The sequence below is a fragment of the Desulfonatronospira sp. MSAO_Bac3 genome (assembly GCF_003838035.1).
In the GTDB taxonomy this organism is placed as follows: Bacteria; Desulfobacterota; Desulfovibrionia; order Desulfovibrionales; family Desulfonatronovibrionaceae; genus Desulfonatronospira; species Desulfonatronospira thiodismutans.
Genome location: NZ_QYZY01000008.1, coordinates 1 through 12,403, shown reverse-complemented (window position 1 = coordinate 12,403; position 12,403 = coordinate 1). Strand labels below are relative to the sequence as shown.

The window sequence follows — 12,403 nt, the reverse complement described above, 5'->3', positions numbered from 1 at the left end:
GTCCCCGCGACACCTTTTACGCACAATTACAAAAATTACAGACGCGAAGTTTTGTGTACAAACACAGCCGATACTTAGCGGGGGACAGTCCCCAGGCCTCGTGCCAGTAATCACCACCGAGAACCCCCTGAATGGTTACTACTGATATATGCTGTAAAAAACAGGATGTCATGTCATGAGAAGATTACTTTTATGCCTGCTTATGGCCGTACCGGGCATGATGCTGGAGTATCCCCACATAGTAAAAGCCGAACCTGCTGCCACTCTGAATTCTGATCATTACCTGCACAGCCATTTCAACAAATTCGCCAAAAGCCGGGTGGACATGCTCAATCGCAATTATGCCGGTACAAAAGAATCTCCGCGCCTGAAGCATACGGAAAACGGAGTAGTTGGCAAATACAGCAAGGCCAAAAAGGATTCCTTGACAGTGCAGGTACGCCGGACACAGTCAGAGCTTTCCCCCTTTATCGGTGTCATGAAATACACTGAAGTGAGGTATAAAGGCAGTGGAGACTGCAGTAACAGCATTACAAGTGAATCTTTTGAGAGGGTACGTACCAGAAGCGTGACCGAAATATTCAGGTTTGTACAGGATGATTGGCAGTAAAGTCGGGCTTGTGCGTTTTTGTTTTATTGTGCACCGCAAAAATCGTCTAACCATGGAGAATAAATGACCAGGATTGCTGTGCTGGGCGGAGGGAGCTGGGGGACCACCCTGGCCGGTATGCTGAGCGAAAAGGGTCTGGACGTGCGTCTTTGGATCCGGGAAAAAGAACTGGTGGACGAGATCAGAAAAACCGGGGAAAATTCCCTTTTTCTGCCTGGAATCAAGCTTGATTCCAGGCTCAATGTGAGCCAGGATCAGTTTGAAGTCATGCAGGGTGCGGATTATTTCCTGGTGGCCATACCCACCCAGTTCATGCGGAAGGCCCTGGAGGGCGTAAAAGACCTTTTCCCTGAAAATCCGGTAATAATCTGTGCCAGCAAAGGGGTGGAACTGGCCACCTTAAAGCCCATGTCCGCAGTGGTGCAGGAAAGCCTGCAGGAAAAAAAGCCGCGGTATGCCATTATATCCGGACCGTCATTTGCCGGCGAAGTAAGCCGGAAACTGCCCACGGCCGTGAGCCTTGGCTGCCGGGACCAGGAACTGGGACGCAGGGTACGGGATGTCCTGAGCACGGATTTTTTCCGGGTTTACGACAATCCTGACTATAAGGGAGTGGAACTGGGCGGGGCCCTTAAGAATATCATGGCCATAGCCGCAGGGATCTCCGACGGGCTGGAGTTCGGCCATGACGCCAGGGCAGCCCTGATAACCCGGGGTCTTGTGGAGATGGCCCGCCTGGGCGTGGCCCTTGGCGGCAGGGAAAGGACCTTTATGGGCCTGTCAGGCATGGGGGACCTGGTGCTTACATGTACCGGTGATCTAAGCCGCAACCGCCAGGTTGGACTGAAACTGGGCCGGGGGATGACCCTGGACGAAATCCTGGAAGGTTCCAGGATGGTGGCCGAAGGGGTCAAAACCACGGAATCGGTCCGGCACCTGGCCAGGAAAATGAGTGTGGATATGCCCATAACCGAGCAGGTTTACCAGGTGCTCTTCCAGGGCAAGGACCCCAGGACGGGAGTACAGGATCTCATGACCCGGGATCTTAAAATGGAGTAAAGGCCTGCCGGGGGCAGGCCTTTTTCGAGCAGATCTTGATTTCACAGAGTTTCATGACCACATATCTTGCACACTTATTCACCGCTTTTTTCCTTCTTTCTGCCCTGGTTGCCTGCAAGGGTGATGTACCGCCCCTGGACCGTGAAGACCATGATCTTCCTCAGGATGCAGAAGTAAGCAGCACAGAGCCTGGAAAGTACGGCGGAGTGCTGGTGACAGCAGAGTCACAGCAGCCCAGGACCTTCAACCCACTGGTGGCGGAGGACGCCTATTCCAGTGAAGCCATCGGCCGTTTTTTAAACGGGCTGACCACCTACCATCCCATCAAGGAAAAAGTCGTCCCGGAACTGGCCCGTTCCTGGGAGATCTCCGAAGACAAGCGCACCATAACCATGGAATTGAGGCGAGGGGTGCGCTGGAGCGATGGGGAGCCCTTCACCGCTGACGATGTCATCTTTACCTTCAAGGCACTTTTTGACGAGCGCTACCCCAACCGTTACCAGGGGCAGTATACCATCGCCGGGGAACCTATAGAGTTTGAAAAGCTGGACAGGTACACAGTTCGCTTCAAAACAGCCAGGCCTTATTCGCCTTTTTTATATGTAATCGGCTTTATCGGCATCCTCCCCCGGCACGTACATTTTGATGCTTTTGAGAGAGGAGAGCTTTTGCAGCAGTGGAGCGTGCGCACAGCCATGCATGAGCCCCGGGAACTGGTGGGCACTGGGCCTTTCCGGGTACGTTCCTTCCGGCCGGGGCAGAGAATTATTTATGAACCCAACCCGCATTACTGGCGGGTGGACAGCCAGGGGCAGAGGCTTCCCTACGTGGATTACCTTATTACCAGGTATGTCCAGGACCGAAATACTGAAACGGTTCTTTTTGCCTCGGGGCAGATTGATGTAGCATCCATAACTCCTGGGGACGTTGTGGGAGTGCGCAAAAACGCTGCCCTGCACGACTACACCGTGCATCACCGGGGACCGGCCACGGGCATCAGGTTTTTGTGGTTCAACCAGAAGCCCGGTGAGAGCGAGGCAGGCAAACCGTACGTGGAACCGCACAAGCTCGAGTGGTTCACCAGCAGGAAGTTCAGGCAGGCCATCCTGCACGGCTTCAACCGGGAAGGACTTATCCAGAGCGTCTATTTCGGCCGGGCCGAGCTTTTGCACTCCATAATCAGCCCGGCCAACGAGCGCTGGCACAACCCGGATGTGCCTAAGTATAATTATGATCCGGACCGGGCCCTGGAAATTCTGCAGGAAGAGGGGTTTGAACCGGATGAGGACGGAAATCTGGTGGACAGCCAGGGCAACCAGGTTTCATTCCAGGTCTATGCCTCGGAGGGTGACGACATAACTCCTCAGATTCTCTCCACATTCAGGGAAAATATGCGCGACCTGGGCATCAGTGTGCGCATCAGGTACCTGGATTTCGGGACCCTGGTGGCCCGGGTGAGCCGTCATTTCGAGTACGAAGGGGCCATGATGGGTTTTACCGGAGGGGCTGATCCTTCCGGGGGGCGGGCTATATATCTAAGCTCCGGACGCCTGCACCTGTGGAACCCGGAACAGGAAGAGCCTCAGACAGACTGGGAAGCCAGAATTGATGAGCTTGTGTATGCCTCGGAGGAGACCTTTGACCTGGATGAGCGGGTGGACTACGTGCACCGGATGCAGGAGGTATTTTCAGAAGAACTGCCCCTTCTGTACCTGGTGACGCCCCATGCCTACGTCGGGCTCAAAGACAGGTGGCAAAACGTGCGCATTCCGTCAATGGGCTCAGCAATCTGGAACATTGACGAACTTTATCTTGACCCGGAGAAGTGATGCTCTTTTTTATCATCAGGCGCTTTGTGACCATGATCCCTCTTCTGCTGGGCATATCCGTGCTGGTCTTCGTCCTCATGGCCATCGCCCCCGGGGATTTTCTGGACGTGGCCAGGACTCAGGAGGATATTCCTGCTGAATACATCGAGCGCATGGAAGAGGAGTTCGCCCTGGGCGAGCCCTGGCATACCAGGTATTTCATCTGGCTTGGCAACGTGGTCCAGGGCAACCTGGGCGAGTCCTGGATTTACCGGGTGCCGGTGACCGAGCTTCTGTGGCAGCGCATACCGGCCACCCTGGTCCTGTCCGCCCTGTCCATCATGTTCGCCCTTTGCGTGGCCATTCCCATGGGGGTGCTGGCGGCAATATACAAGGATTCCATATTCGACCGGGTAAGCTCCATGTTTGCCTACGCGGCCCTGTCCATACCGGAGTTTTTCCTGGCCCTGCTGGCGGTGATGTTTGCGGCCCAGACGGGCTGGTTCCCCACCGGGGGACTGAGCTCTGTTGAGCATGAGTTCATGTCTTTCTGGGGGCGCATGGCCGACTACGCCCATCACCTGGTGCTGCCCACAATAGTCCTGGGCATGGGCAGTGTGGCCAGTTACATGCGCATAATGCGGGCCAACTTCCTGGACTATATCCGCTCCGACTTTGTGACCACGGCCAGGGCCAAGGGCCTGGGTGAAGGCCGGGTCATGTTTGTGCATGTTCTGCGAAACGCCATCAACCCCCTGGTGAGCGCATCCGGTTTTATCCTGGCCACCCTTCTGTCCGGGTCCATTCTGGTGGAAAACGTCATGAACTATCCAGGACTTGGCCAGCTCATCTTCGAGGCCCTCATGCGCCAGGACGAATTCGTGGTGGTGGCCGCGGTGATGATGGGCTGCGTCATGCTCATGCTGGGAAATCTTATAGCCGACCTGCTCCTGGCCTGGTCAGACCCCAGGATAAGACTGGAAAAGAACTGACATGCTCAAGCACCTGTTTAAAGAGATTACCAGACGCCCCATGGGAGTGGCCTGCCTGGCCATACTGGCGGCTTTGTACCTGGGCACCGTTTTTTCCCAGTTTCTGGCCCCATACCTGCCCACGGACCAGGATCTGACCAGTGCCTATCACCCTCCTACCAGGATCGTTCTTGAGGACTGGAGGCTGCATGTGCAGGTCTACGAGCAGGTGGACCCGGCAGCTGCCAGGTACGAGCCGGTAGAGGGGGAAACAGCCCCAATAAAGTTTTTCGCCGCAGGGGATGAATACCGTTTCTGGGGGCTTATACCGGCCCAGATGCGCCTTTTTCAGGTGGAGGAGCCGCACCGGATATATCTTCTGGGCAGCGACGGCACGGGCAGGGATGTCTTTTCCAGGCTTCTCTACGGAGCCCAGGTGTCGCTGAGTATCGGGTTTATCGGGATCTGCATCACCATGACCCTGGGTTTTCTGGTGGGGGGTATTGCCGGTTATTTCGGAGGCAGAACCGATTTTCTGGCCATGCGCCTGGTGGAATTCATCATCGCCGTACCCTCGCTGTATCTGCTCATAGCCCTGCGCGGTGCTCTGGCGGAGCACTTTGAGCCGGAACAGATGTATCTGGTCATTGTCATCATACTGTCCCTTATCGGCTGGGCCGGGGCGGCGCGCATCATCAGGGGGATGGCCCTGTCCCTGCGGCAGCGCCCCTTTGTTCTGGCCGCGGAGGTCATGGGGCAAAGCAGCCTGCGCATACTTTTCCGGCATTTTCTACCCAACCTGGCCAGCTATCTCCTGGTGGCGGCAACGCTTAGCATCCCGGCCTATATCCTGGCCGAAGCGGCGCTCAGCTTCCTGGGGCTGGGCATACAGGAGCCGGGCACCTCCTGGGGGCTCATGCTGCAGCAGGCCCAGGAATTGAAGGTCTTCACCCTGAACCTGTGGTGGCTGCTGACCCCCGGGGCGGCCATATTTATTACAGTGATCACCTTCAACATGCTGGGGGACGTGCTGCGCGATATTGTCGACCCCCGGCAGCAGATGGTCAAGCGGTGAGTACGTGCAGGGAGTAAACTCCCTTCCTTTATGCCTGCTTCAGGCCGGGCGTGAGATATAGAAACTGTGGACCTCCCCCGCTAAACCGCATCCTGCTCAAAAGGCGGCTGGGCAAAAAGGATAAAAAGGCCTTTTATCCTGTATAAGCCTGCTTCAAGGCAGCCCGCAGCAGGCGCAGGTCTTCCATGAACTGATCAGTTTCAGGCTTTCTGGGTCGAGGCGCGCTTATATCCACTGTGCTTAAGACCTTTCTGCCCCCCATAACCAGGACCCGGTCAGCCAGGGTCACGGCCTCGATGACGTCATGGGTGACGAAGATGATGGTCTGAGAAAATTCAGCATGCAGGGACAGAAGAAGTCCGTGCATTTCCTCCCGGGTCAGGGCGTCTAAGGCGGCAAAGGGCTCATCCATGAGCATAAGCATCGGCGAAAGGGCCAGCACCCTGGCCAGAGCCACGCGCTGGCGCATCCCCCCGGAAAGCTGCGCAGGCAGCATGGCCTGTTTGTCTTCCAGTCCTACCAGGCCAAGCATTTTAAGGGCCGTATCCCTTTGCTCCTTTCTTGTCCTGCCCTGAAACTTCAGGCCGAACTCCACGTTTTCCATTACACTCAGCCAGGGAAACAGAGCATCCTCCTGGAACACCACCGCCTTGTGCGGACCGGGCACTGTACTGAGTCTGCCCTGGACATACACCGAGCCGGCATCCGGGGACACAAATCCGGCCAGGATATTTAACAGCGTTGTCTTTCCGCAACCGCTGGCCCCCAGCAGGGCCAGGATTTCCCCCTGATGCACTTCTAAGGAGATATCCTGCAGTACCTGCTGCCTCTGATCCCCAACACCAAAGTGTTTTTCTAAGCCCTGGACCTGCAAACAGGCTGTCTCTTTTTTCATATTACCAGATGCACCTGCAAAAAGTCGGATAATGAATAATTCAGGCAGGAATCAACCACACGCTTCGCGTGGTTGGCGTGCATAACTGTTTTTTTACTGACCCCTGACTCCTGACTCCTGATCCCTGACCTCTGACCTCTGTCCCTTACAGTCTTCTGGCTGATCTGGATACTGCCTGCATGGCGAGCACCAGGAGCCGGTCGCATATCAGCCCGGTTACGGCGATGAGCACTATCCCGGAAATAATCAGGTCCACCCTGCCCATCATCCTGGCATCCATGATCAGGGCCCCCAGGCCGTTGGGCACGCCGGTCATCTCCCCCAGCACTAAGTAGGCAAAAGATATGCCCAGGCCCAGACGAAGACCGGACATAATGTGCCCCATACTTGCGGGCAGGACCACGTGGCGCAGCAGGCCCAGCCGGCCCAGGCCCAGCATCATGCCCGCCCGGATGTAGGTTGAAGGCACAGTGGCCACCCCGGCCATGGAATTTATGTAGATGGGGAAAAAGGCCGCCAGGAAGATAAGGAAAACCGTGGTCTTAAACCCGATACCGAACCAGACCAGGGCCAGGGGGAGCCAGCAGATGCCGGGCACGGCCCGGACGGCATCCACAAAATCCTTGAGCAGTACTCGCACCAGCCTGCTTCGACCAGACATAACCCCCAGGGGAAGCCCCAGAAGAACAGCCAGAAAAAAACCAGATCCCACACGGCTCAGGCTGGCCAGCAGGTCCCGGGAGAATTGCCCGGCATACATGCCCGGCTCAAACCCGGTGACGTATATCCACATGGTCCTGGCCACCTGGTCCGGAGGGGGCAGCATATAAGGGGCCAGCATCCCGGAATAGGTCAAAATACTCCATGCTGAAAGAACCAGGGCCGGCAAAAGCAGGGAAAGCAGGCGCAGGGTCATATGTCCTTTCCTGGACTGGCCATGAAGCCAGAAGACAGACGGCACAAGACAGACAACAGAAACAGCAGACAGTCAGGCCCGGCAGTATGATGAATTAAACCTTTTTCTGGTCCTGATGCTCTTAAATCATTCATGGCCATTTTGGCGTCTGGCATTTTCAACAAATGAGGTGTTCAGGAGTTTTTCATAATCCGGCTGCTCATCGATCATTCCCAGCTCCTGCATTCTGGCTCCCAGCTTTTGCACCCTGCGCACAAAGGTCTCGTCCATGTTCCAGGCCAGTTCCATATTGTCCGCAGCCGTCTGCAGCACCTCTATGGGAGTGCCGAAGTCCCCTGCCGCCTGCAGCCACTGATCCTTGTGCCTGGTCAGGTGTTCTGTAGCCTGCATATGGGCGTTGACCATGCTCTGGACTTTTTCCGGGCGCTCTTTAACTGTCTTGCTGGTGACCAGAAGACCGGCATTTATGTGCCCTATGGAGTCGTCAAAATAGGGGTAAGTAAGGATCCGTCCGTAGCCCTGGTGTACTGCCAGAGAGGGAAAGGGCTCGCCCGAGAGAAAAGCGTCAATGTCTCCCCTGGCCAGGGCCGTGCCCATGTCGAAAAAATCCACCCGCCTCAGGTTTACGTCCCTTTCAGGATCAACTCCGTGCTGCTCCAGGGTCTCGCGCAGCAATACCTCGTGCATTGTCCCTGGAACGTAGCCGATGCTCATTTCCTTCAGGCCTGCTACATCCTGGACCTGGCTGTCCTTGTGCACCACTAAGGCTGAGCTCTTGTTGCAAAGGGCCGCCACCAGAACCACAGGCTCGCCCCTTGAAGCAGCAGCTATGGCGTGGACCAGGGTGGTTCCGGTCATGTCCAGGCTGCCTGCCAGCAGGGCTGAGCGCTGATCAGCCGGATTGGTAAAGGGAAAGACCTGCACCCGGGCTGATCCGGAAAAGTCCTCGTAGAAAAAAGGCTGGATGGTCTGAGCGGTTTTCCAGGTGCCTATGCGCCATGTTTCAGCATGCAGGCCCTGAACCCCGGTAAAAAGACTCAAAAGAAGAAACACAAAAGCAGAAAAAAGGTATTTATTCATGCGCTTGCCTAAGCCTGGCCCCGGCTTTAATTTTGGGCCGTTATGCCCGTAAGGTTGCCGCAGACATTTGCCCGCTCTGATAACGGCAAAGCATCAGGTTGGAAACAATTGGACTCCAGCCAGGGATCAAGGCCCATTTCCTGGTAGATCAGGGCGCAATCCTGCAGGCTTCTGCCCCGGCCCTTGCCGGAATCGTCCTCCAGGTCTCTTGGGCTTGAGCCCACTTCTGGAAAAAACAGGTTGGCCCCGGCCATGAGTGAGGCCGTATGTGGCTCATGCGTGCAGTGGGCACGCGGCACGTCACCCATGGCCAGCCTGGTTGCAGCCACCATGCGGGCCAGTTCGCGCTCATTGATCATGCCGTGCTTCTGCATGGGTGACCCCGGGAAATTAATCCTGCGCATGACCCCGGAGTAGGTGGCCCCCATTTTGCGGGCCAGAAGTATCAGATCGGCCATTTCCCAGGGGCTGTGCTCCGGGCCCACAGGTTCAATACAGTTCATCCAGCGCAGGCCCACGTCTTTTATCACCTGTATGGTCTGCCTGCGCCTGTCCGGAGAAAAAGGCGTATCCCTGCCCTCGCCCAGGCGAATGGCATGGTAGCATCCTGAAAAGCCGGCTTCCAGCAGGGCCTCGCCCTCCTGATGGGTGATATCCCTGGTGTTGGCCACCAGGGGGACGTTTACTCCTTCGCTTTTAAGCAGTCGTCCCAGCTCCAGAAGTTTTTCAAAGGGATAAAAACCCGTGGTCATGAGGTTCAGGGCATCTGCTCCCTGAGCCTGGCCCAGCCTGGCCCAGTCCAGGAGTTGCTCAGTACTGAACTCCACTGATTCGGTGAATATCCCGGCCTTGCGGGTCAAAGAGCAAAAAAGGCAGTCAAATCGGCAGGGCTCCACATTGAGCCCGATATGCATATGCCTTTCACCTTTGAGGCCGAAGGTACGCCGGGACATCATGGCGGCGGCGTGCATCAGGGCATACACATCCGGGGAGTCCAGCTGCAGCCGAAGCAGATACACAATCTCCTCAGGGCTTAATTCTTCAAAATTTTCAGCCTTTCGTAAAATTTCAGAGGTTGCTGGTTGTATAAAGCAGGTCATAATGGTTCCATCAGGTTTTGCTTATAAAAGACGATAAAGTAACAAGGGCAGCAGGAGCAAGTCCAATAGAAAATCGCAATCACAAAAAGCATTCTGTATCAAGAATATAAATATGTAAACAGCCCGCTGTCCCGCACGCTGCCCCCGGCCAGGGTTTTGCCCATGACAGAAGCCGTTCAACCGTCCTTTACCCATTCCAGGCAATGCATGAAATGGGTAAAATACGCTCTTGATTTCTCAAAAAAAGCCAGGCTTGAAATGGGTAAACTGTAAACGAAACAGTGGACGAGAAGCGTTCGAAAGCGGGATTCAGTAGGCAGCCACGAGGATGTCGGTTTTGCTGAAGTCATGTCCCTTGAACAAAAGAGGTGCCCCTGTGCTTTTGGCCAGGGCATAAGCACAGCAGTCGCCGATATTCAGTCCAGCCGGATGGCGGCCCTTACCGAATCTGCGCCAGGCCTCCCGGGCAATCCGAACCTGCTCCGAGTCCAGGGGCATCACCCTGACCCGCGCCCGTTGCAGAAAAAGATCAAGCTCCCGTCCACCGGCTTCTCCCTTCCTGGCCTCCAGGACGATCCCCGTTTCAAGAACTGAAAATGAACTCATCATGACATCCGGGGATTCAGCAATGACTCTGGTCAGGACATCTGCCTCGGGCTCTCCGGTAAGTATTGCGATGATTGCCGAAGTGTCGCTTACCATTAACAGGCCCCGTGTTCATCATAGCCCAGGATTTCCTCCTCCGGGCGCTGATCAAGATCGGGCAGGGCCTGGCAGCGACCGGCTATTGCCTGTAATTCCTCCAGCCTGGCAGCTGCCTGCTGTTGGTGGCCAAGACGCTGCAGCCGTTCCTCCAGGGAATGGATAATTGCCTGGGTAATATTTTCACCGCTGCGGGCCGCCACCTCCCGGGCCAGCCTCTCGGCTTCGGGGTTGCGGATACTGAGGGCCATACACTTATCTCCTGTTGCTGTATTGAAAATATTGCTTTTTATATACACCCGCTGAATAAAAAAAGTCAACACTTACCCATTTCAGGCCAAGCATAAAATGGGTAAAATACCCTCTCTATTTTTCAAAACATGCCAGGCTTGAAATGGGTAACACAGCAGCGCCAGTCAACATCCAGTGTAAGGCTTGACAGGCTCAATGGCGTTACAGATGTTTGATTAACGCAGTTGACCTTGCCATTTCGAGGTGCCGGCGTTAATAATGTTTTTACAAATTATCGCGGGGATGTATTGTCGCCTGCTGAACACCTACTGCCCCAGGCCAAGCAGGCCGGCAGATCAACGCTTGACACGACAACCATGCTTGTCTGCCCAGGGTAGTCTTGACGTGAGTATTTATGAAAAATTCACTGGATAACAAAAATCTTATTTATCAGGCCTTATCAGGGTATCCTTTTGTTCAGGCCGCTTATCTTTTCGGCTCCAGGGCCAGGGGTGGAGCCAGGCATAAAAGCGATATGGACCTTGCCCTGGTCTGCTCAAAAACAGTCTCAGGCTGGGAAAGACTGGACATGGAAACCCATATCTCGAACCTTCTGGGAGTTGATGTGGACCTGGTCATATTTCACCAGGCCGGTATACTCCTGCAGCACCAGATTCTGAAACATGGACAGCTTGTATACGAAATCAACCGCAGGGAGAGAATAAGGCAGGAAACCCGGGCCAGATATGACTACCCGGACACACGCCATTTGCACAAAAAACTTGGAGACGTTATTCATGGTTGATCCAGATATCCTGTCCAGAAAAATATCTTCTCTGAGAGAATACCTGCGCCACCTGGAAGAAGCTGATGATATAACCTGGTCAAAATATTGCGGCCACTGCGCTTCACTCCAGGATAAAGGGCCTGCCTGCACCCGGCCAGTAGGGCCGGTCCACCGGGACGTCCATGAGCCCGGCCAGTCTGGAGCGCTCAAGATAGTTGAGCACTAAGTACATGAACTCCTTTCCCCGTACAGGGCCAAGTCCCCCGCAGGCAACAGAGATCTCGTCAAACTTATGCACATTGTCCACTCTCACCCCGGGTCCGGTAATGACCAGGGGCACCGGTTCCCCCGAATGTACCAGGGGGCCTCCCGAGGGGGTGGAATGATCCGCGGTCACAGCCAGGATCACTTCGTCATTTTCCAGAAGTCCCGGCAAAGAGGCGCTCAGTCCTTGATCCAGGCTTTCAATGACCTTTTTTTTAAGAAGAGGGTCCTTTTTGTGCGCAGCTTCATCCGGGGCCTTGGTGTGGACATGGATAAAGTCGTATTCATCCAGATGCCGCCTGGCAGCATTTACCCTGGCCTGAATCTCCTGCCCCGGATCATCCTTCTCTGCTCCAGGGATAACGTCCAGACCCAGGTAGGACCCCAGGCCCTGGTAGACCACTCCCGAGGAAATGCTTACGCCCTTGATGCCGTTTCTGACATGAAAGGGTTCCCTGTCCCTCAGCCGGCCGGCTCTCTGAGTGACCAGGGCGTTCAGGGGGAATTTGCCGGCATTTTCCCGGGCCAGGTTAAACGGGGCATCCTTCAGCCTGCCATAACTCCAGGACAGGTAGCAGGTCAGGGCTGCGGCAGTATTTATGCACTTTTCATCACCGGCTTCTTTCTCAAAGGGCATGACAGCTGAAAGAAGCCTGCCGTCCAGGATGGGGTTGGAATCGGTGATGCACGGAGATACCGCTCCAGTCAGGACAAGGACCCCGAAAAGCCCCTTGGCCGGGACCAGGCGTATGTGCACTCCTTGTGCTGAATACCGGGCTACCCGCTCAAAGGCTTGGCCGGCATCTTCCTGGCTGGCCTCCACTTTGTCCCTGATAAGCCTTAGCTTGCCCTCTTCTTCCCGGACGCAGACAAAATGCGCCAGCACGGCCACCTGGTCCCTGTCC

At 55.5% G+C, this 12,403-nt stretch carries 13 protein-coding genes; 6 read left to right on the top strand and 7 right to left on the bottom strand.

Annotated features, from left to right (window positions below; all coding sequences use genetic code 11):
- The first annotated feature begins 175 nt into the window (after positions 1 to 175).
- From D5S03_RS00205 to D5S03_RS00185, 5 genes are all read left to right on the top strand, one after another.
- Positions 176 to 610, top strand: coding sequence for a hypothetical protein (locus D5S03_RS00205; RefSeq protein ID WP_008869949.1), 435 nt, complete (start codon positions 176 to 178; stop codon positions 608 to 610).
- A 63-nt stretch (positions 611 to 673) separates the two neighbouring features.
- Positions 674 to 1,669 (top strand): NAD(P)H-dependent glycerol-3-phosphate dehydrogenase, encoded by a 996-nt coding sequence (locus D5S03_RS00200; protein WP_287042349.1) that lies wholly within the window; start codon positions 674 to 676, stop codon positions 1,667 to 1,669.
- A gap of 53 nt (positions 1,670 to 1,722) precedes the next feature.
- Entirely contained in the window at positions 1,723 to 3,498 is a 1,776-nt protein-coding gene (locus D5S03_RS00195) for an ABC transporter substrate-binding protein (protein WP_287042348.1), read from the top strand.
- Entirely contained in the window at positions 3,498 to 4,469 is a 972-nt protein-coding gene (locus tag D5S03_RS00190; protein ID WP_008869946.1) for an ABC transporter permease, read from the top strand. Before D5S03_RS00195 ends, D5S03_RS00190 begins: the two co-directional genes overlap by 1 nt.
- Position 4,470: 1 nt before the next feature.
- Entirely contained in the window at positions 4,471 to 5,523 is a 1,053-nt protein-coding gene (locus D5S03_RS00185) for an ABC transporter permease (protein ID WP_287042347.1), read from the top strand.
- Positions 5,524 to 5,656: 133 nt separating this feature from the next.
- Here the strand turns inward: D5S03_RS00185 and D5S03_RS00180 are convergent, their stop codons facing one another.
- The 6 genes from D5S03_RS00180 to D5S03_RS00155 all read right to left on the bottom strand — a co-directional run bounded on the left by D5S03_RS00180 (position 5,657) and on the right by D5S03_RS00155 (position 10,467).
- Positions 5,657 to 6,418, bottom strand: a complete 762-nt coding sequence (locus D5S03_RS00180) for an ABC transporter ATP-binding protein (protein WP_287042346.1) — start codon at positions 6,416 to 6,418, stop codon at positions 5,657 to 5,659.
- 145 nt (positions 6,419 to 6,563) lie between these two features.
- Positions 6,564 to 7,334, bottom strand: a complete 771-nt coding sequence (locus tag D5S03_RS00175; RefSeq protein ID WP_287042345.1) for an ABC transporter permease — start codon at positions 7,332 to 7,334, stop codon at positions 6,564 to 6,566.
- 126 nt (positions 7,335 to 7,460) lie between these two features.
- Positions 7,461 to 8,414 carry an ABC transporter substrate-binding protein gene (locus tag D5S03_RS00170; RefSeq protein ID WP_287042344.1) on the bottom strand — a complete coding sequence of 318 codons (954 nt, stop codon included), beginning with the start codon at positions 8,412 to 8,414 and terminating at the stop codon, positions 7,461 to 7,463.
- A gap of 26 nt (positions 8,415 to 8,440) precedes the next feature.
- On the bottom strand, positions 8,441 to 9,433 hold the full coding sequence (locus tag D5S03_RS00165) for a biotin synthase BioB (protein ID WP_287042343.1): 993 nt from the start codon (positions 9,431 to 9,433) through the stop codon (positions 8,441 to 8,443).
- Between the two features lie 390 nt (positions 9,434 to 9,823).
- Positions 9,824 to 10,216: a type II toxin-antitoxin system VapC family toxin gene (locus tag D5S03_RS00160; protein WP_008869940.1), complete on the bottom strand. Its 393-nt coding sequence runs from the start codon at positions 10,214 to 10,216 to the stop codon at positions 9,824 to 9,826.
- Positions 10,216 to 10,467 carry a type II toxin-antitoxin system VapB family antitoxin gene (locus tag D5S03_RS00155; RefSeq protein WP_287042342.1) on the bottom strand — a complete coding sequence of 84 codons (252 nt, stop codon included), beginning with the start codon at positions 10,465 to 10,467 and terminating at the stop codon, positions 10,216 to 10,218. The genes D5S03_RS00160 and D5S03_RS00155 overlap by 1 nt, the downstream gene beginning before the upstream one ends.
- A 395-nt stretch (positions 10,468 to 10,862) precedes the next feature.
- Here D5S03_RS00155 and mntA point away from each other — a divergent pair, with 395 nt between their 5' ends.
- On the top strand, positions 10,863 to 11,252 hold the full coding sequence (mntA, locus tag D5S03_RS00150) for a type VII toxin-antitoxin system MntA family adenylyltransferase antitoxin (RefSeq protein WP_287042341.1): 390 nt from the start codon (positions 10,863 to 10,865) through the stop codon (positions 11,250 to 11,252).
- Positions 11,253 to 11,355: 103 nt separating this feature from the next.
- On the opposite strand, the gene D5S03_RS00145 is transcribed toward mntA, so the two are convergent.
- Positions 11,356 to 12,403 (bottom strand): alkaline phosphatase family protein (locus D5S03_RS00145; protein WP_287042340.1); only part of this gene is annotated, 1,048 nt, incomplete at its 5' end.

What these genes read in the sequence shown, in the direction of transcription:
- D5S03_RS00205 (WP_008869949.1), top strand. Translation starts at nt 176, where the DNA reads ATGAGAAGATTACTTTTATGCCTGCTTATGGCCGTACCGGGCATGATG.
- D5S03_RS00200 (WP_287042349.1), top strand. Translation starts at nt 674, where the DNA reads ATGACCAGGATTGCTGTGCTGGGCGGAGGGAGCTGGGGGACCACCCTG.
- D5S03_RS00195 (WP_287042348.1), top strand. Translation starts at nt 1,723, where the DNA reads ATGACCACATATCTTGCACACTTATTCACCGCTTTTTTCCTTCTTTCT.
- D5S03_RS00190 (WP_008869946.1), top strand. Translation starts at nt 3,498, where the DNA reads ATGCTCTTTTTTATCATCAGGCGCTTTGTGACCATGATCCCTCTTCTG.
- D5S03_RS00185 (WP_287042347.1), top strand. Translation starts at nt 4,471, where the DNA reads ATGCTCAAGCACCTGTTTAAAGAGATTACCAGACGCCCCATGGGAGTG.
- D5S03_RS00180 (WP_287042346.1), bottom strand. Translation starts at nt 6,418, where the DNA reads ATGAAAAAAGAGACAGCCTGTTTGCAGGTCCAGGGCTTAGAAAAACAC.
- D5S03_RS00175 (WP_287042345.1), bottom strand. Translation starts at nt 7,334, where the DNA reads ATGACCCTGCGCCTGCTTTCCCTGCTTTTGCCGGCCCTGGTTCTTTCA.
- D5S03_RS00170 (WP_287042344.1), bottom strand. Translation starts at nt 8,414, where the DNA reads ATGAATAAATACCTTTTTTCTGCTTTTGTGTTTCTTCTTTTGAGTCTT.
- D5S03_RS00160 (WP_008869940.1), bottom strand. Translation starts at nt 10,216, where the DNA reads ATGGTAAGCGACACTTCGGCAATCATCGCAATACTTACCGGAGAGCCC.
- D5S03_RS00155 (WP_287042342.1), bottom strand. Translation starts at nt 10,467, where the DNA reads ATGGCCCTCAGTATCCGCAACCCCGAAGCCGAGAGGCTGGCCCGGGAG.
- mntA (WP_287042341.1), top strand. Translation starts at nt 10,863, where the DNA reads ATGAAAAATTCACTGGATAACAAAAATCTTATTTATCAGGCCTTATCA.